Annotated in this window: 15 protein-coding genes and 1 pseudogene; 12 read left to right on the top strand and 4 right to left on the bottom strand. The window is 64.6% G+C overall.

The features are described from left to right. Positions 1 to 55: 55 nt before the first annotated feature. A pseudogene (locus PEP31012_RS23930) lies at positions 56 to 907 on the top strand (helix-turn-helix transcriptional regulator); the annotation flags it as partial. Here PEP31012_RS23930 and PEP31012_RS08150 read toward each other — a convergent pair. Next, positions 868 to 2,109 carry a YbfB/YjiJ family MFS transporter gene (locus PEP31012_RS08150; RefSeq protein ID WP_150588867.1) on the bottom strand — a complete coding sequence of 414 codons (1,242 nt, stop codon included), beginning with the start codon at positions 2,107 to 2,109 and terminating at the stop codon, positions 868 to 870. The pseudogene PEP31012_RS23930 and the gene PEP31012_RS08150 overlap by 40 nt on opposite strands. Before the next feature lie 178 nt (positions 2,110 to 2,287). After that, positions 2,288 to 3,214, bottom strand: coding sequence for a LysR family transcriptional regulator (locus PEP31012_RS08145; RefSeq protein WP_150588866.1), 927 nt, complete (start codon positions 3,212 to 3,214; stop codon positions 2,288 to 2,290). 235 nt (positions 3,215 to 3,449) lie between these two features. Here PEP31012_RS08145 and PEP31012_RS08140 point away from each other — a divergent pair, with 235 nt between their 5' ends. The 3 genes from PEP31012_RS08140 to PEP31012_RS08130 all read left to right on the top strand — a co-directional run bounded on the left by PEP31012_RS08140 (position 3,450) and on the right by PEP31012_RS08130 (position 7,178). Beyond that, a complete protein-coding gene (locus PEP31012_RS08140; protein WP_246171201.1) occupies positions 3,450 to 5,111 on the top strand; it encodes a methyl-accepting chemotaxis protein in 1,662 nt (553 codons plus the stop codon). 295 nt (positions 5,112 to 5,406) lie between these two features. Further along, positions 5,407 to 5,655, top strand: a complete 249-nt coding sequence (locus PEP31012_RS08135; RefSeq protein WP_150588865.1) for a hypothetical protein — start codon at positions 5,407 to 5,409, stop codon at positions 5,653 to 5,655. A 122-nt stretch (positions 5,656 to 5,777) separates the two neighbouring features. Next, entirely contained in the window at positions 5,778 to 7,178 is a 1,401-nt protein-coding gene (locus tag PEP31012_RS08130) for a sensor domain-containing diguanylate cyclase (protein WP_150588864.1), read from the top strand. Positions 7,179 to 7,203: 25 nt separating this feature from the next. On the opposite strand, the gene PEP31012_RS08125 is transcribed toward PEP31012_RS08130, so the two are convergent. After that, positions 7,204 to 7,989: an FRG domain-containing protein gene (locus PEP31012_RS08125; protein ID WP_150588863.1), complete on the bottom strand. Its 786-nt coding sequence runs from the start codon at positions 7,987 to 7,989 to the stop codon at positions 7,204 to 7,206. Between the two features lie 234 nt (positions 7,990 to 8,223). On the opposite strand from PEP31012_RS08125, the gene PEP31012_RS08120 reads away from it, so the two are divergent. Continuing rightward, entirely contained in the window at positions 8,224 to 9,150 is a 927-nt protein-coding gene (locus tag PEP31012_RS08120; protein ID WP_150588862.1) for a 3-hydroxyacyl-CoA dehydrogenase NAD-binding domain-containing protein, read from the top strand. On the opposite strand, the gene PEP31012_RS08115 is transcribed toward PEP31012_RS08120, so the two are convergent. Beyond that, a complete protein-coding gene (locus tag PEP31012_RS08115) occupies positions 9,147 to 10,238 on the bottom strand; it encodes an NAD-dependent epimerase/dehydratase family protein (RefSeq protein WP_150588861.1) in 1,092 nt (363 codons plus the stop codon). The genes PEP31012_RS08120 and PEP31012_RS08115 overlap by 4 nt on opposite strands. A gap of 96 nt (positions 10,239 to 10,334) precedes the next feature. On the opposite strand from PEP31012_RS08115, the gene PEP31012_RS08110 reads away from it, so the two are divergent. The 7 genes from PEP31012_RS08110 to PEP31012_RS08075 all read left to right on the top strand — a co-directional run bounded on the left by PEP31012_RS08110 (position 10,335) and on the right by PEP31012_RS08075 (position 17,896). Beyond that, the gene (locus PEP31012_RS08110) at positions 10,335 to 11,225 is read left to right on the top strand and encodes a LysR family transcriptional regulator (RefSeq protein ID WP_150588860.1); all 891 of its coding nucleotides are present in this window, start codon (positions 10,335 to 10,337) and stop codon (positions 11,223 to 11,225) included. A gap of 93 nt (positions 11,226 to 11,318) precedes the next feature. Beyond that, entirely contained in the window at positions 11,319 to 12,065 is a 747-nt protein-coding gene (locus tag PEP31012_RS08105; protein WP_150588859.1) for an alpha/beta hydrolase, read from the top strand. A gap of 74 nt (positions 12,066 to 12,139) precedes the next feature. Next, positions 12,140 to 13,765, top strand: a complete 1,626-nt coding sequence (locus PEP31012_RS08100) for an AAA family ATPase (RefSeq protein WP_150588858.1) — start codon at positions 12,140 to 12,142, stop codon at positions 13,763 to 13,765. Positions 13,766 to 13,985: 220 nt separating this feature from the next. Beyond that, complete coding sequence (locus tag PEP31012_RS08095; protein WP_246171200.1) at positions 13,986 to 15,104, top strand: PAS domain-containing sensor histidine kinase; 1,119 nt, start codon at positions 13,986 to 13,988, stop codon at positions 15,102 to 15,104. Beyond that, a complete protein-coding gene (locus tag PEP31012_RS08090) occupies positions 15,101 to 15,748 on the top strand; it encodes a response regulator transcription factor (protein WP_150589300.1) in 648 nt (215 codons plus the stop codon). The genes PEP31012_RS08095 and PEP31012_RS08090 overlap by 4 nt, the downstream gene beginning before the upstream one ends. 311 nt (positions 15,749 to 16,059) lie before the next feature. Continuing rightward, positions 16,060 to 17,328, top strand: a complete 1,269-nt coding sequence (locus tag PEP31012_RS08080; RefSeq protein ID WP_150588857.1) for an amidohydrolase family protein — start codon at positions 16,060 to 16,062, stop codon at positions 17,326 to 17,328. A 31-nt stretch (positions 17,329 to 17,359) separates the two neighbouring features. After that, complete coding sequence (locus PEP31012_RS08075; protein ID WP_150588856.1) at positions 17,360 to 17,896, top strand: DUF1097 domain-containing protein; 537 nt, start codon at positions 17,360 to 17,362, stop codon at positions 17,894 to 17,896. Positions 17,897 to 18,195: the final 299 nt, after the last annotated feature.

Below are 18,195 nucleotides of genomic sequence, written 5' to 3'. Positions count from 1 at the left end.
ATGGGTGCGGCGCCTGGCCGGCGACGCGTCCGATGCGCGGTGTAAAGTAGCGGCCATGACCGTTCTGTGCCCGCCGATTCAACCGTTTCGCAACGCTCCCCAGTACTGGCGCTCGTCGCTCGTGCCCGGTGGCGACATGCTCACGGCCGAATACAACGACCACACCTTTGCCCCGCATTGGCACGATGCGTACACGTTCGCGTGCATCGTGGAGGGCGCCGAGCGCTATGCCTACCGGGGTGCGGAGCATGTGGCGGATGCCGGGTCGGTGGCCATCATCCACCCGGGCGAGGTGCATACCGGGGCACGCGAGACGGATTTCGGGTGGCGCTATCGCGTGTTCTACCTGCCGGTCGCTTTCGTGCAGGGCGTGCAGCGCCAGGTGGCGTGCCCGTTGGCCGGGCCGACGACGCCCGGCGATACCCAGCCATGGTTCGGCGAGCAGGTCATCCGCGACACGCAGGCAATGCAGCGGCTGACGGCGGCGCATCGTCTGCTCCAGAGCGGCGCCGACCCATTGCTGGCTGAAAGTGTGTTGATCGAGGCCGTCTCGATCATGCTGGCGCGTTACGCGCAGGCGGATGTGCCGGAGATGCCGGGGCGTCGCGACGCGGTGCGCGTCGAGACCATGAAGGCGCGGCTCTCGGCCGATCTCACCGAGCCGTTGTCGTTGACGGCGTTAGCCGAAGCAGTCGATCTGTCGCCATTTCACGCGGCACGGTTATTCTCGCGCGAGACGGGGCTCGCGCCGCATGCCTGGCGCAATCAACTGCGTCTGGTGCGCGCCTTGCCCGCATTGCGCGCCGGCGCGTCGGCGACCGACGTTGCCGTGGCGCAGGGCTTCAACGATCTGTCTCACTTCACACGCTACTTCCGGCGTGCGTTCGGCGTGTCGCCCGGAAAATGGAGTGCAAGCCGGGCGGAGGTCACGTTGACCAGCAGCCCGGTCGCCATGGCCGTGCCGCCCACAATGAACAGCAGCGAATAGTTCCCCGACGTTGCGGCGAAGAGGAACGACAGCCCATAGGCGGCACCGGCCTGCAACGTGGCGAAGCTGGTCGTGGCGGTACTCCAGGCGGGTTTTTGTCGGGCGGGATGATGGGCGAGCAATTCGTTCACGCGTCCGAGCACCAGCGGCACGATGCCCGGGGTGAAAGCGCCCATCACCACGCTGGAGACCATCAGGGCTGGCATGCCGAGGCCGAGCACCGGCAGCAGCACGGCACACAACTGCGCGACATAGGCGACGCGCAAGGCCCGCGCAAAGCCGATCCGATCGGCGAGATGTCCGACAAAGAGCGGCCCGACGATCGCCCCGAGTCCGTACAGCACCCAATAGTTCGCCCCGGCGTCGAGTCCCTTGCCGAGCCCGCGTGCGACATAGTCGACCAGGAAAATCATGTGCGGCACGAGTGCGACGGCGTTCAACGCGTATTCGACATAGAGCGATCGCAGCGCCAGCGGACTGACGGGCGCGAGCCGGGTATGCGCCGTGGTGCTGGCAGCCGTTGGCACGGGACTGCCGTCGGGCCAACCGCGCCACGCCACCGCCGTAAGGACCAGCGAAAGCATGCCCAGGCCGCGCCATGTCTCCCCCAGCCCCACACGTAACAGCAACGGCACGAGTGTGCCCGACGCGGCGATCCCCAGTCCGAGGCCAGCGAAAATTGCACCGCTCACGATGCCTCGGCGCGATGGGGGCACATGTGCCAGCACCGACGGTGCTGCCGTCACCATCAATACGCCACCCGCGAACCCCGAGGCGAACCGCCACGCGAAAAACCAGACGAACGAGAGGGGCCAGGCGCAAGCGAAGAACGCGACGACGGCCACCAGCATCATGGTGCGCAGGATCGTGACATTTGCGGCGTGGCGGGCAAGCACGCGAGCCCCCAACGCGCCGGCCAGATAGCCCCCGAGATTGGCCGCGCCAAGATATGCCGCCGTGGCAGGCGAGAACCAGTGCGCGCCAATGATCGCGGGCAACAGCGCGGTATAGGCGAAGCGGGCAAACCCGATGCCGATGAGGCTGGCACAGGCGGCCGACAGGGTGGCGCGCCAGGTGTTGAAGGCGGCAGTCGTTGGACTGCCGAGGACGAATTGGGACATGATGACTCCGGAAGCGGCGCGTTAGCCTTGGCGTCGATCGGCGCGAGGCGTAACCGCGATGGAGTCAGTCTAGGGCGTGGCGGCGCGCCGGGGAACGACCACGTCTCGGAAGTCATTCTTCCGCGCGGCGTAACAATGCCATGGGCGCGTGGCACCGGCCATCGGCATCGCTCACGCGTCAGGCCTGGCCAGCCAGCTTGTGCACGCGCGAGAAATGTCGGCGCAGACGCGGCACCGCGAAGTCGACGAAGGCGCGCACCTTGGGCACCGCCAACCGTCCTTGCGGCGTGATGAGGTGAACCGGCATGGGGGGGTGTTCATAGTCCTGCAAAACGATGCGCAGCGTGCCGCGCTCCATTTCATCGACGATGTGATACGTCAACATTCGCGCCACGCCGTGTCCCGCGACGACCGAGGCAATCGCGGCCCGAATCGAATTGACGACGAGTCGCGGCGTGAACTGTACGACCTGCGGTACAGAACCGCGTCCCGTGGCGGGGAAACGCCACGAGTCGATGCCGAAGTACGTCATGGACACGATCTGCTGTTTCGCGAGATCGGCGGGCGTGTCGATGGGATCGTGGGTTGCCAGGTAAGCGGGCGCGGCGGCAACGATTCGCCGAACCTCACCTACGTGAGTGGCGATGAGCGAAGAGTCAGGCAGATGGGCGACGCGCATCGCGACATCGATGCCCTCGTCGATCAGACTCACGGGCAGGTCGCTCAACTGCAGGCGGACGACGACTTCCGGATAGCGTTCGATGAAGGCGTCCACGATTTCGCGCAGGAACGTTTCACCGGCGGCGAGCGGTGCGGAAACGGTAAGCAGGCCGCGTGGGGCGGAGCGCTCACCGGCGGCGATCACGTCGGCTTCGTCCAGATCGAGCAGAATGCGCCGGCACGCGGCGGCATAGCGCTCACCCGCCGCGCTCAGTTTGACCGAGCGCGTCGTGCGATGGAGCAGTGCCGTGCCGGTATGCGCTTCGAGATAGCCGATGGCGCGGCTTACCGCCGCGGCCGAGCGCCCGAGGCGCCGGGCCGCACTGGCAAGGCTTCCTTCGTCGACGATGGCGACGAAGACTTTCATGGCATCGATTCGGTCCATGAGAGATGAGGGAAAGGGAGATGGCGCAGGGTGGATCCCGGATCGGCCGATGGACAAGATTACCCTTAAACCCGGCGTTTCTGCGATTTCGTCGCGCAGACGCTCAAGTTTTGTCGAAAGGACTCGTTAAATCTCCTCAGAGGTACCGAGAGAGACGCTGGCCTGCCAGGTTTGCCGGCAGCGGGCTGGACCGACGACAACACCGCAGGACGAATCGCTTAACGCGCGCAAGGCAATGTTCAAGAACCTGAGTATCAGCAAACGGCTCGCCGCCGCCTTTTCCATCAATGTATTCATGCTGTTGGTCGTGGCCGTGGTGGCCGTGACGAAAATGGCGACCATGGATACGAATACCCAGCTCATCGTTTCCGACCTGAACCACAAGATTCTTGAATTTCATGGCCTGAAGGATCGCGCGGCGCACGTTGCCGTGCTCCTGCGCGATATCGTGATGTCCGAAGACAACACACAACTCGATGCCCGTCTGGCCAAGATCGACGAACTGCGCCAGGCCAACAACAAGAGCATCGCGGGCATGGCGACGATCTTCTACACGGACAAGGGCAGGGCGCTCTACCGTACGCTGGCCGACACGAATGCGGACTACGGAAAGCGGCTCGACGCGGTCGTGGCGCTCGTTCGTAGCGGCAATTTTGCCGAAGCCAAGACCGAGCTGATGGGACCGCTGCAAAAGGTCCAGGTGGCGTACTTCGCGCCCCTCGACGGCTTGATGGAGGTTGGCAAGGTGGTCAGCGCGAAGGAAGCCGGCGACGCGACCGCCGCGTACGCGTCCGCGAGGCTTTGGTTGCTCGCGACGATGCTGGCGTCGATCGCGCTTTCCGTCGTATCCGCGGTGGCGATTACGCGCTCGGTCACGCGCCCGGTGCGCGCTGCCGTGCAAGGCGCGTCGGCGCTCGCCCGCGGCGACCTGACGCATCGCGTGAGCGCCGAGCGCGCCGACGAGATCGGCCAGATGGCGAATGCACTCGACATGGCCGTCGAACAACTCGGCCACCTCGTGCGCAATATTCAGGGCGCGTCAGGGGCGATCGACAACGCGGCGCGCGAAATTGCGCAAGGCAATACCGACTTGTCGCAGCGCACCGAAGAGCAGGCCGCATCGCTCGAAGAAACGGCCGCGTCGATGGAAGAACTGACCTCGACCGTGCGTCAGAACGTCGAACATGCGATGGAGGCGCGACGTCTGTCGCACGAGGCAACCGGTGTGGCCGATGCGGGCGCGCAGAGCGTGCGGGCCGTCGTCGAGACGATGCAGGCGATGGCCAGCGCATCGGCACGCATGAGCGACATGATCACGGCCATCGAAGGCATTGCGTTCCAGACCAATATTCTCGCGCTCAACGCGGCCGTGGAAGCGGCACGCGCGGGCGAGCAGGGCCGCGGCTTTGCCGTGGTGGCCGGCGAAGTGCGCACGCTCGCCCAGCGCTCGGCGGGTACCGCCAAGGACATTCGCGAATTGATCGCGGCGTCGGTGCAACAGGTCGAGGATGGGACGTCGCGCGTGGAAGTGGCCGGTCGCACGATGGATCAGATCGTGGTGTCGGTGAAGCGCGTGAGCGAGCTGATCGCCGAGATCGCCGCGGCGAGCGACGACCAGGCGCGCGGCATCGAGCAGGTCGGGCAGGCCGTCACGCAGATGGATCAGGTAACGCAGCAGAACGCCGCACTGGTGGAACAGGCCGCGGCCGCGGCAGACCACCTGCGTCAGCAGGCCGCAGAACTGGTCAACGAAACCGCGAAATTCCGAGTGGAACGCGACGGCAGCGCCAGCCTGGGCATGACGCCGCGTGCCCCGAGAGGGGCGTTGGCGGGGAGTGCGCTGCCCCTCGGTGATAGCGGCATGGCGACGCTGCGCGCACATCGCGCAGCCGCCTGATTCCGCGCGATCCCTCAAGGGCTTCCCAGTGAGGCTCAATTTGCGTCGATCGCCCCGGAATCCACGCGAAGCGAATTTGAAGCGTCTTTTCATTCGCGATCCCATTCATTTTATCGAAAATTGGCGTTCCGCTATCGCCGGATCGCCGCAAACGCCCCGTGGTGCTGCCACCACGGGGTGAATTTTCGCGGTTGCCAATTTGAATCCGTCAAGTGACAATCGACTGCGCACCCTGGAAACACATAACCATACGGGGCGCACCGGGGCGGGGAAAACTGAAGAGTATTGGGACAAGATGGCAGCCAAAGTCGTGAAGTATTCGCGTGAAGGCGTGACGTATTACGAAATTCGTGGCGCACTGCCCGACGGTACGAGATATGAGGACCGGGTGGGATTCAGCGAACGCGAGTTGACATTCCGGCACCTCGTCGCGGCGAGGATCAAGCTGCTGCGTAGCGAATACGAGATGGCGTGCCAGAACGTTCGGGCGGAATGCAGGGCGAATATCGCAGCGCCGGGGTGGGTAAAACAACTGATCTTTTGAGTGACGTAGGGCCGTAGGGCGGCGGGGAAGCGATCGCAAGTGTTGCGTCGTCAAGGTAATGAAATACTCACATATTGAGATTGCCTTATACTGCGCGGAGGCTTCGTGTCCGTTCGAAATACATGGAATTCGTAACAAAAGACGTCCTGGCAAGCTGTATGGCGTTGCTGCTGGACGCCGTATTTCTCGTCAACAGGGCAGGCACTCTCGTCTATGTGAGTCCGGCCTGCGAACCCATTCTCGGTTACGCGCCGCAGGACTTGCTGGGGCGCTCGATGATCGACTTCGTGGCGAAAGAAGACCGCGAGCGCACGATCGAAGAGTCAAAGTTCGTGATGGCGGGACTGCCCCGGATCGGTTTCGAGAATCGCTATATTCACAAGGACGGTCATTACGTCCATATCATGTGGTCGGCCCGCTGGTCCGAAGACCACGAACTGCGCATTGGCGTGGCACGGGACGTGTCGGCCAAGAAACAGGCCGAAGCGTTGCAGCGCGCGACCTACTCGATTTCCGAAGCGGCCCATGACGCCGCCGATATTCGCTCCCTCTGCAAGGCGGTCCACGACACGCTGTCCACGCTGTTCCCGATCGAAGCCATCGTCGTGGCGACTTGCGATGCCGAGTTGTCGACCTGGGAAAAGGCGTATCAGTATCGCGACAGTGCTGCCATTCCCTTGCTCGACTGGCCGCAGGCGCAGCGCCTGTCGACGCAGGCCACGCAAGCGCAGGGAACCCTGTGGCACCTGATCGAAGCCGCGCCGATCGACGGGGCGGGGCAATCGATCCCGCACGTGTGTGCCGAGCCGTTGGCGCCGGACACGCTTGTCGAGCCCGGCAAGCAGGCGCTGGCGATTCTGTCGATGCATACGGCGCGGCGCGCGGTGGGCACGCTCATGCTCTATGGTCCTGCCGGTGCGTTGCAGGCCGAGGCCGCACAACGGCTGCTGGCGTTCGTCTGCGACCAGACTGCATTGGCCATCGAGCGAAAGCAACTGATCGACGATCTCTACAAAGCGGCGCGATTCGATGAGCTGACCGGATTACCGAACCGCCGCACGTTTGGCGAGTTCGCGAGCGAGGCCGTGCGCCGTGCCCAGCGCACCAATGCAAAGCTGGCGCTCCTGTTCGCCGATATCGACGGCTTCAAGGGCGTGAACGACAGCCTGGGGCACGCGGTCGGCGACTTGCTGCTCAAGGAGATCGGCCAGCGCATGAAGTCCGGGGTCACGGGATGCGGCTTCGTGGCGCGCCACTCGGGCGACGAGTTCGTCGCCATTGTTCAGGATGCGGAAGTCGTGGAGCGAATCGACTTTGCGGTCACGCGTCTGCGCGCCGAGATCGAGCAGGTCATCTCCGTGAACGATGCCAGTCTGAGCGTGCGTGTGAGTGTTGGCGTCGCGGTATTTCCGGACGACGGCGAATCGATGAGCGAGCTCATCCGCGTGGCCGACCAGCGCATGTATGCGAACAAGTCCGCGCGCAAATCCGGCGAGGCCAGTTTTTTGCGGCGTCTGATCTGACGCGTGCGTCACGCCCTCGGGGCCATCATCCCAGCGTCTGCGTCGGCCAGACCATTTCGATTTCGACGGCGATCGAGCGGGCAAGGCCGTCCAGGTCCGGGAACAGCGACGCGTTCGTGACGTTCATCCGGTACAGCCATTTCATCGCGTCCGCGCGCAGCGCGAGCGGCAGCACGATCTTGCGCAGCAGCGGTTCGTCGCTCTCATAGCCGTCGAGAATGCGATGCATCGGACGGTCGATCACGCCCGGCACCACGAACGTGCCGGATTGTGCGATCAGGCGGCCGTCCATTTCTTCCGGCTCGCCGAACCAGACCACCTCGTTGTCGTTGCCGAGAAAGTACTTCGCCATGTTCCCCTTGACGCGCGGATCGATCGTGTCGCGGGTCAGCCACGGCGCATGGCGCGGACGGGCGCGGTCGTCGTAAAGCGCGGGGGTGTTGAGCGCAAAAATGGCCGAATCGCTCGTGGCGCGCTCCAGGGCGAAAAATGCGGCGACGAATGGCGATTTCGTGAAGTCCAGCAGCCGGGTGGGCGCGCCGTGGTGTTGCATCAGTCCAAGGCAGCGCAGGTCGTCGTGCAGCAGGTCGGGCCAGGGGACATGGTTGTGCGCCTTGCGCCGGAAGATGCGGATGGCGCGTGCCTCACGGCTGCGCCACTGTTCCTTGTCCGCCACATAGGCATGCAGATACCGCGAGAGCGAACTCTGCAGATGCCAACGCGCGTCCTGCTGCCCGCGAAAGGCCCAGCCTTCGAAGCGGGAGGACAACGCCATGAAATCCTTCCAGCTCTCGACGACGGTGGTGTCCATAGTGGGCGAAATCCTTGAGTGAGCGTGCAACGCCGCCATGCCGTTGGGGGCGCGCGCCATGGTGGCGCGAGCGATGCATGGCGTCGGCCACTATAGTACGGTGTGTGTGACAGCTCAAGCGCGCGCGCCCCGAATGCGCCGTCTGCCCGTGCGCGTGCGATCCGCGATGCGCACCCGACGCGTCATTCATGCAGCACGCTAGCCCCTTCCATCCCCATCCTTACGGAGACGAATGTGAAATACGACAACATCGAACAGGTCGCGGTCATCGGCACGGGCGTCATTGGCGCCAGTTGGGCCGCTTACTTCGTGGCGCGCGGTCTGCGAGTGAACGCCTGGGATCCGGCGCCGGGCGCCCGCGAGCGCTTGCGCGAGGCGCTCGAGGCGCACTGGCCGACGCTGACGCGGATCGGCCTGAGCCCAGGCGCCTCGCGCGACGCGCTGACGTTTCACGACACGCTCGACGCCGCCCTGGCCGGCGCCGACTTCGTGCAGGAAAGCGGCCCCGAGCGCGAGGACCTCAAGCAGGATCTCTTTCGCAAGATGGACGCTGCCTTGCCCGCGTCCGTGGTGATCGCGTCGAGTTCCTCGGGACTGCTGATGAGCCGCGTTCAGTCGGTGTGTGCCCATCCGGAGCGCGTGGTGCTCGGGCATCCGTTCAATCCACCGCATTTGATTCCGCTGGTCGAGGTCATCGGCGGCGAGCGGTCCTCGCAGGCCGCCATCGACACGGCGATGCAGTTCTACCGTGCCATCGGCAAACGAGCGATCCATGTGAAGAAGGAGGTCAAGGGGCACATCGCGAACCGGCTGCAGGCGGCGCTTTGGCGTGAAGCGATGCACCTGGTTGACACCGGCGTGGCCTCGGTGGCCGACATCGACGACGCGATCGCCTACGGTCCGGGCTTGCGCTGGGCGGCCTTCGGTCCGTTCGTGAACCTTCACCTGTCTGGCGGTGCAGGGGGGATCGCGCATATGCTGGAGCATCTCGGCCCGCCCATCGAGTCGTGGTGGGCGGATCTCGGCGCGCCGGTGCTGACGGACGACCTCAAGGCGCGCATCGCTGCCGGCGTCGACGACGAACTGGCCGGACGGAGCAATGCGCGGCTCGAAGCCGAGCGCGACGCCGTCATCCTCGGCATTCTCGCGCGCAAGGCTTAGTCGTCGCGGGCGCGGGCGTCGCCGATGGCGCCCGCCACGCCCGGCATCCATTGGCTGGTGCCTTGAGCGGCGCTCGATCGGACCGAGCGGTCCGAGTGCGGTCCGCCCGGCAAGCATCCGAGTCCTTCGAGCGTGGCACCGATCGCGACATCCAGCGGAGTGTGTGGTTCCTGCCCTAGGGTGGCGACGAGTCGCGTGTTATCCATGCGCACCGATTGCCTCCAAAGGTAACGCATTTCACGCAGCTCGCGCAGTGTCGTGACGAAGGGCGACGCTGCCCAGACGAGCCACCACGGGAATCGTCGCGTCGTCACGTCGACGCCATGTTGCGCCATGACGCGAGCGATCGCGGCAGCCATCTGCGTACCGTCGGTGTCCCAATGGCCGGCCATGTGGAAGTTGGCGAAGTCGTCGAGGGTGTGGCGGCGCTCGATGAGCATGACCATCGCGCGCCCAACGTCGGGCAGGTAAGACCATTGATGACCCACGCCATGCGCGTTGGGCACCCGGACGACGCGCGTGGTGCGACCCGGCTTCACCAGCCCTTGCCCAAACCAGCTATTACCCGCCTGCGGACCGAAGAAGTCACCCGCGCGCACGATGATCGTGCGCACACCCTTGCGGCTTGCGTCGCGCAGACGGCCTTCCATCGTCGCGCGAATGCGTCCTTTGCGGGTGCGCGGGTGCTGCGGGGCGTCATCGTGCAAGACGGGGAATGTCTCGGGGCCATAGTTGTAGACCGTGCCGGGCAGGACGATGGTGGCGCCGTTCAGGGTAGCGGCCGCGAGCGTGTTCTCGAGCATCGGCATCACTTGTGTGTCCCAGTGGCGATATCCGGGCGGATTGACGGCGTGCACGATCACCTCGCAGTCCCGCGCCGCCGCCAACACATCACTCGTGTGCATAGCGTCGCCGTCGCGCCACTCAATGCCGTTGGGCGATGCGCCGACATGCGGCGCGCCGCCGCGACGCAAGGCGCGCACATGCCAGCCGGCGGCGAGCAATTGACGCGCGACTTCGCCACCGATGCCACCGGTTGCGCCAAGAACCAGCGCGCGAGACACGTTGTATGGGGACTCGTGGGCCATGGAGCCACTCCTCGAATGTTGTTGGTCAGGCTATTCTCCGTGTCACGCGCTTTAAATAAAATTGCCTGAAACCTTCTATCGGCTATACATATTTGTATGACGACAACGCTTAACTGGGATCTCTGCCGGACGTTTCTCGCGGTGCTCACCGAGGGGTCGCTCTCCGGTGCGGCGCGCGTATTGGGCATCACACAGCCGACGGCGGGCCGTCATATCGCCACGCTGGAGGCGGTGTTGGGGCAAACGCTCTTCACGCGTTCGCAGAGCGGTTTGCTGCCAACCGACGCGGCAGCATCACTGCGACCCCATGCGCAGGCGATGCTGCACACTGCGCAGGCATTTGAGCGCGCGGCGGCAAGTCAGGGGGAAGGGGTGAGGGGCGTCGTGCGGCTCTCGGCGAGCGAGGTCGTCGGCGTGGAAGTGCTGCCACCGGTCCTGAGCGCGTTGCGCCGCGCGCACCCGCAACTGATCATCGAGCTGGTTCCCACGAACCGCATTCAGGATCTGCTGCATCGTGAAGTCGACATTGCCGTGCGAATGGCGTCGCCGCAGCAGGACGCGCTGCTGTCGCGTCGTGTGGGATACGTCGAGATCGGTCTGCATGCGCACGCCGATTATCTGGCGCGCAATGGCGTGCCGTCGTCGCTGGACGACCTCGCGCATCACACGATGATCGGCTTCGATCAAATGACGCCGTTCATCCGTGACGCCATCCGTAGCGTGCCCGGCTGGTCACGCGAGCGTTTTGCGTTTCGCGCCGATAGCGACCTGGCGCAACTGGCGATGATCCGGGCCGGCTATGGCATCGGGGCGTGTCAGGTGCCGCTGGCACGGCAGGATGCCCGGCTCGTGAGCGTGTTGCCGAACGCCTTTCGGTTCAAATTGCAGACGTGGGTCACGATGCACGAAGACCTGCGCCAGAGTGCCCGCTGCAAAGTGACGTTCGACGCACTCGTGGCGGGATTGGCTGCTTACATGGCAGGATAAAGCGGCAGATGCGCATGACCGAATAGGGAGAACAGATATTATTGATATACAATATATCAACAATATCAACGATCACGAGACAATCTTCGCGCCATGTTCGATCCCTCGTTGTTCGGACGGATGTCACCGGACGTCCTAGCCACCGCGTCCTCATCCCCCTCTGCCGCACCGACATCGCCGTCGACATCCCCGCCGGCATCGTCTTCATCGGCCTTACCGTCTACCTTGCCTCCCGGGCGTCACTGTCTCGGGTTGAGTGAGCAGCGCGATGCCGTGCTTTACGTGCCGCCTGATTTGCCCACCGACTCGCCGGTACCGCTTTTCGTGATGTTTCATGGCGCGGGCGGCTTCCCGGAAAAGGTGTTGCCGTTCATCGAGCCGCATGCCCAGCGCCACAAGTTTCTCGTACTCGCACCGCACTCGACCTTCCCGACGTGGGACATCGTGATCGGCGGGAACGGTCCGGATCTGGAGCGCCTGCAACAGGCGCTGCGCGAGGTCGCCGGTCGGTATCGCCTCGATATGGGACGCGTGGCATTCGCGGGTTTTTCCGATGGGGCGAGCTACGCCTTGTCCATCGGCGTGACGAACGGCGATATTGCGAGCCACGTCATCGCGTTCTCGGGCGGCTTCATGTCCATCTTCGTTCAGGAAGGGCAGCCCCGCATCTTCATCGCGCACGGACGGCAGGACGAACAACTGCCCATCGCGACGAGCGCTCGCCAAAACGCCGGCAAGCTCACGGCGGCGGGCTACGACGTGCAGTACGTCGAGTTCGACGGGTTGCACATCATCGAGCCGGACGTCGTGGCGCGTGCCATCGACTTCTTTCTCGCCTGACGCTTCTGCCTGATACGCACATTGCCACCCGGCAACGTGCGTACGGGCCATATGCCTTACGGGGAGTGCCGTTCATGGATTTCGAAATTCCCGAGTCACTGATTCATCCGCTGCTACAGCTCATCGGCAGCGATTCAACGCTGGGCAAGCAGTTGACGGCCTACGGCGTGTGTCGGGGCAACCTGCGGGTGTCGAGCGAATGGTTCGACGCGAAGTCGCTCAACACACTCTATGTGTTGAGCAAGACGCAGAACGAACGCGCGCTGATGTTCCAGATGCTGGCGCTCGACAACGTCTACCATGCCCCGCAGGCGCGGGTGATCCCGAGTCTGGACAAACTGGTGTCGGGCCTCGTTGCCTATCTCGCTCGCGACGTCATCGACGGTTGGGTGTATCAACGTCACCGCGACGGCGCCCTGTTGCCGTGGCTCGTGCGTCGCCTGCGCTACGTGGAGCCGGAGCAGGGATCGCCCTATGTCGTTATGGACATGTTGGCGAACACGATGCAGTCGGCCAACTCGAACCTGACCGAGCCTCGCCTGCGCCGCTCGGGCATGACCACGTCGCTGGTCTTCACGCGCGACGACATTGCCAACCGCACCATCCCCGAATTGCTCGCCGAATTCGGCTTCTACAAGGAGTGCGAAGAATTCAAGCGCGAATACGAACAGCATGCGCAGCGGTTCCTGCGCGTGCAGCGTGCCTTCGGGGCGCAATTCGTGCTGCGTCGGGCGGCGTTCTCGGTCGATGCGAAGGGGGCAACCGAGTTGATCCACGTGGTGGATGGCGCGACGGCGAAGTGCGTGAATGACGAAGAGCGACTCGAGCGCAATTTCGAGATGGCGTGCGATGCGGACTTCTGGCGCAAGGCCGATATTGCGCACGGGTTCGAGACGATTCCGTTGCATTGCTATGTGCACGTGTTCCACCTGGACTGGCACCGCAATCTCTGGGTGCATGTGCAGAACATGACCGAGTATGCGTACCAGCCGGCGTTGCGCGACAAGCTCGTGCTGCCGGCACACCACCACGACCTGATCGACATCCTGACATCGAACATGAACGTGATGATGCCGGACTTCGTTCCGGGCAAATCGGGCGGTGCGACGATCCTCTGCCAGGGGGCGCCCGGATTGGGCAAGACGCTCACGGCGGAGATCTATGCCGAAGTCGTCGGCAAGCCGCTCTACCGTGTGCATTCCGGGCAATTGGGGACGACGGCGGCATCGGTGGGCGCCGCGCTCATGAGCATTCTGCGACGGGCCATGCGCTGGAACGCCATCCTGCTGCTCGATGAGGCCGATGTGTACATTCGCCGGCGCGACAACGACCTGGAGCACAACGCCATCGTTGCGGAATTCCTGCGCTCCCTGGAGTACTTCCACGGCCTGCTGTTCATGACGACGAACCGCTGCGGCGACGTCGACGACGCCATCCTGTCGCGCTGCATTGCCACGATTCATTACGAGACGCCGGGGCCGTCGGACGCGCGCCGGATCTGGCGCATGCAGGCCGAACAGGTGGGTGCGCCAATCGACGACGCCCTGATCGAAACGCTTGCGAGCCGGTACCCGAAGGCGAGCGGGCGCGACATCAAGGAACTGATGAAGCTGGCGAGCCGCTATTGCAAGGTCAAGGACACGCCGTTCACGGAAGACGTGTTCCGGCTCTGCGGGCTGTTCCGTGGCTATGAAGCGTAAAGCGCATGGCGCGCCGCAGCAGACTGATATGCGGGAAAACTAGAGGCGCGCGTGCGCGCTGGTATGGCTATATTGGTGCGGGCCTGCACCGACGTCACAGCGGGCTCGTGACCGGGCAATCGCCCGGTTCGCGAGCTCTTGACGTTGCAGCGCCGCGCCGTGTCCAGCGGGAGGCGATGGCATCGCCCCCCGGCAGTCCGATGTCAGCGAAGGAGAAGTCGTGGAGACACATGGAGAGCTGCACCGGGCGATTCTGAACAATATCCCGGACCAGGCATGGCTCAAGGACACCGAGTCGCGCTACATCCTCGTCAACGAAGCATTCCTGGTCGCTTGCGGCCGCACGGAAGCGGAAATCATCGGCAATACCCCTGACAAGGTCTGGTCGTCCGAATGGGGGAAGGTCTATCTCGCCACCGACAGGGCGGTTGTGGCGAGCGGTGTGCGCCGGCGCTATGAAGAGAGCCGGCCGGGCGCCGACGGCACGCCGCGCTGGTTCGACACTGTCAAGATGCCCGTCAGGGATGCCGCCGGCGGTATCGTGGGCACCGTCGGTATTTCTCGCGACATCACCGACCGCAAGCGCGCCGAGACGGCATTGCTCGATTCGCGCGCGCAACTGCGTCAGCTCTCTGCCTATCTGCAAACGGTGCGGGAAGCCGAGCGCACGCGCCTGTCGCGCGAGCTTCACGACGAACTCGGTCAATGGCTGGGCGGGCTGCGGCTGGGCTTGAACTACCTGGACGCGCAACCCGGCGCGGCACCGGCCGATCAGTCCGCCCACCTCCAGATGCTCAAGCACCTCGTTGACGAGACCATCGACGCGGTGCATCGCATTGCGGCCGACCTTCGGCCCGCCGTGCTTGACGAACTGGGTCTGCACGCCGCGCTGGAGTGGCTGACCGAGTCGTTCGCGCAACACCACGGCTTGCCGTGCGACCTGGCGATGCCCGAAGCCGTGACGGCGAGTCTCGACAGCGAATGCAGCACGGCGATCTTCCGGATCGTGCAGGAGTCGCTCACGAATGCCAGCCGTCATGGACAGCCGTCGCACGTGCGCGTGTCGCTCGATCTGCGCGACGGCATCTGTCACGTAAGCATTGCCGACGATGGACGCGGCATGGACACGGCCCGCGCCGCGCACGGCCAGCGGCTCGGCCTGATGGGCATGCGTGAGCGGGCGCTGATGCTCGGCGGCGCGTTCGAGATCGAGAGCGCGCCGGGGCAGGGAACCCGCGTGAGGGTGCGAATTCCAGCGCGCGCGCCGACCACGGCCGACACCGCCAATGTCGTGAGCGTGACCAGCCTGACGAACACAACGAACGAAACGGAGTGGTGATGCGCGTCATGATTGCCGACGACCACGCGATCATTCGCGATGGCCTGAAAAAGATCATCTCGACGGCGCCCGACATGTGTGTGGCGTCCGAGGCCGTGGACGGCGCGGATGTCCTCAATCGGCTTCGCCTGACCACCGTGGACGTGCTGCTGCTCGATATGTCGATGCCGGGCAAGAGCGGCATTGCCCTCATCGCGCAGATCAAGGCAACGTATCCGACGCTCCCCGTGCTCGTGCTCAGCATGTACCGCGAATCGCAGTACGCGGTGCAGGCCATCCGCGCCGGGGCGGCCGGCTACCTCACCAAGAACGCCGAGTCGGAACAATTGATGAGCGCCATCCGCCGAGTGGCTCGGGGCGGCACGGTCGTCTCGCCCCTGGTTGCGGACAAGCTCGTGCGCCAGTTGCAGCAACCCGCCGAGGCGTTGCCTCACGCCGGGCTGACGGCCCGCGAGTTTCAGATATTCCAGATGCTGGTCGAGGGTCATGGCATCAACGAGATCGCGCGCTGCCTGTCGCTCTCGGCCAAGACCGTCAGTACCCACAAGGCCAATATCCTCACCAAGATGGACATTCCGTCGACGGCGGGCCTCGTGCTCTACGCCATTGAACATGGCTTGATCGTCGCCGGCACCGACGCCTGAATCCACACCTGCACCGACGCCTGCACCCAAGCCGGAACCCAAGCCGGAACCCACGCCCCCGACACGCCGGACATGCGCTACATGCGCTACTTTCGCGTCGCGGCCATCGGTCACAGGTGTTCCGCTTCGGATTGGCATGCTGCACTGCGTCTAGGGAAATTCTTAGACGAAAACCAGCAAATCCCGATGCCCCGCTCGCGGGCGCTCTCCTAATCTAGCTTCAAGCCCCGAAGGCGGGGCACCGACTCACTGCCACCCGGCCGGCGCTTGCCAGCATTTCATTCAACCCTGAGACGTAAGGAGACCGCACCATGCATGTGGACCTGCTGATCAAACACGTGTGCGTGCGCGACGATGCACCGCTCGTGGACATCGCCATCAAGGACGGGCGCATCGCCGCGATGGAGCCTGGTATCGACGCCAGCGCGACCGAAGCGATCGACGCGCAAGGCCGCGCGGCGATCCCCGGTCTCATCGAGGCGCACCTGCATCTGGACAAGGCGTTGCTGCATCGCCGTCTGCCCGCGCGCTTCGGCACGCTCGACGAGGCCATTCGCGTCACCGGCATTCTCAAGAGCCGGCAGGAGCGCGAGGACGTGCTCGATCGCTCGCGCCAGGTCCTCGACATGGCCATCAAGAACGGCACCGTCGCCGTTCGCGCCCATCCGGATGTCGACCTGATTCAGGGGCTGATCGGGGTCGAGACGCTGCTCGCGCTCAAGGACGAATACCAGAGTCTGCTGGATCTGCAGATCGTGGCGTTCCCGCAGGAGGGGATTCTCAAATCGGCGGGCACCTACGAGCTGATGATCGACGCGCTGCGAATGGGCGCGGACGTGGTCGGTGGATGCCCCTACAACGAGCTGAACTGGCAAGACACGAAGCGCCATATCGACATCGTGTTCGAACTGGCGCAGCGCTTCGACGCGCCCATCGACATGCATGCGGACTTTGCCGACGACACCAGCGATCAGCGTTTCGCGGCGATCTCGTACATCGCGCAGCGCACCATCGACACCGGCTATCAGGGCCGGGTCTCGTTGGGCCACGTGACCAGCCTGGGTGCGCTCGACAACGACGCACTCGCCCCCGTGATCGAACAGATCCGGCTCGCCGGCATCAGCATCGTCACGCTGCCCGCGACCGATCTCTACCTGGGCGGGCGCAAGGATGTGCAGAACCCGCGGCGCGGCCTCACGCCCGTCAAGGCGCTGCACAACGCCGGGGTCAACGTGGCGTATTCGTCCAATAACGTGCGCAACGCCTTCACGCCGTTCGGCAAGGCCGACATGTTGCAGATCGGCAATCTGCTCGCGCACGTGGCGCAATTCGGCGTGCCGGAGCACCAGCAGGCGATTCTGGACATGGGCACGCACAACGCCGCGCGCGCCATCGGTCTCTCGCACGACTACGGCATCGCCGTGGGCAAGCAGGCCGATCTCATCATTCTCGACACGTTCAAGGTGGCCGATGCGCTACTCGACATTCCGCCACGCCTGTGGGTGATCAAACGCGGCCGGATCACGGTCGTGACGCAGCATCACTGCGAGATCCACCGGCATTCCTGTTGTTGCGCGTAATGCAGTTCTCATCACACTCAAGGAGACACTCATGAAGAAGCTGCCTGCGGAAGTCGTTGCCTCGTTACTGGCGGTGACCACCATCCCCATCGCGATGCTGCCGTTGCATCTACCGCCCTGGGCGATCTTTATCAGTTGGGCCGCCACCTTCGCGATGGGCGGGCCAACGCTCGCGAACCTCAAACGCATCTGGGCGACCCTGCCGGTAGGGGCGTGCTTCGCGTGTCTCATCGTGCTGGGGTTCAAACAAGCGAGTGCTCAGCTCAGCGGCAACACGCTCGTTGCCGCGGAGATGGTGATTCTCTTCGCGGGCAACGGTTCGATGATGGCGCTGGCCCGCGTGTTCCCGGCACTGAACTTCATTCCTGGCATGTTCTTCGGGTTCGCGACGTACTTCGCCACGCTGTTCGGCGGCTTCGGCCCGGTGGCGCAGGATCCGTTGGCGGCACTCGGGGCGGCCATCGCGATGAACGCCCTCGGCCCGGTCTACGCCTGGGTGAAGGAGCGCTGCTCGGCCCCGGAAGTCACGCATCAACGCCACTGGAAGGGCTGGAAGGCGGAAGTCTGACGCAAGCCCGCCGCTTCGCGCGTCAAGCCGGGGCGGCAGCGACACGGTGCGGGCGGGTTCCGGCTCGACGCCGGGATGGGATCGGGGCGAAGCGTTTGCCGGTGTCGGGCGCGCTTCGCCTTCCAATGACATGGTTTGAGGAGACGGCATGACGTTCGCACAAGACATGGCCGATGGGCTGACCACGACACCGCCGGTCGCGACCGGCGACGCCGCCGGCAGTGCCGCGCGGCGAAACTTCCTGCGGGGCACGGCCGCGTTGGCCGGTAGCGCGGTGCTGCCCGGGCCGGCGGCCGACG

It is taken from the genome of Pandoraea eparura (assembly GCF_902459725.1).
Lineage (GTDB): Bacteria > Pseudomonadota > Gammaproteobacteria > Burkholderiales > Burkholderiaceae > Pandoraea > Pandoraea eparura.
The sequence above is the reverse complement of the archived record's forward strand: the minus strand, read 5'-3'. Positions and strand labels throughout refer to the sequence as shown.

Bases quoted from the DNA above. Each gene is read 5' to 3' on its own strand.
- PEP31012_RS08150 (WP_150588867.1), bottom strand. From the start codon at position 2,109: ATGTCCCAATTCGTCCTCGGCAGTCCAACGACTGCCGCCTTCAACACC.
- PEP31012_RS08145 (WP_150588866.1), bottom strand. From the start codon at position 3,214: ATGGACCGAATCGATGCCATGAAAGTCTTCGTCGCCATCGTCGACGAA.
- PEP31012_RS08140 (WP_246171201.1), top strand. From the start codon at position 3,450: ATGTTCAAGAACCTGAGTATCAGCAAACGGCTCGCCGCCGCCTTTTCC.
- PEP31012_RS08135 (WP_150588865.1), top strand. From the start codon at position 5,407: ATGGCAGCCAAAGTCGTGAAGTATTCGCGTGAAGGCGTGACGTATTAC.
- PEP31012_RS08130 (WP_150588864.1), top strand. From the start codon at position 5,778: ATGGAATTCGTAACAAAAGACGTCCTGGCAAGCTGTATGGCGTTGCTG.
- PEP31012_RS08125 (WP_150588863.1), bottom strand. From the start codon at position 7,989: ATGGACACCACCGTCGTCGAGAGCTGGAAGGATTTCATGGCGTTGTCC.
- PEP31012_RS08115 (WP_150588861.1), bottom strand. From the start codon at position 10,238: ATGGCCCACGAGTCCCCATACAACGTGTCTCGCGCGCTGGTTCTTGGC.
- PEP31012_RS08110 (WP_150588860.1), top strand. From the start codon at position 10,335: ATGACGACAACGCTTAACTGGGATCTCTGCCGGACGTTTCTCGCGGTG.
- PEP31012_RS08105 (WP_150588859.1), top strand. From the start codon at position 11,319: ATGTTCGATCCCTCGTTGTTCGGACGGATGTCACCGGACGTCCTAGCC.
- PEP31012_RS08100 (WP_150588858.1), top strand. From the start codon at position 12,140: ATGGATTTCGAAATTCCCGAGTCACTGATTCATCCGCTGCTACAGCTC.
- PEP31012_RS08080 (WP_150588857.1), top strand. From the start codon at position 16,060: ATGCATGTGGACCTGCTGATCAAACACGTGTGCGTGCGCGACGATGCA.
- PEP31012_RS08075 (WP_150588856.1), top strand. From the start codon at position 17,360: ATGAAGAAGCTGCCTGCGGAAGTCGTTGCCTCGTTACTGGCGGTGACC.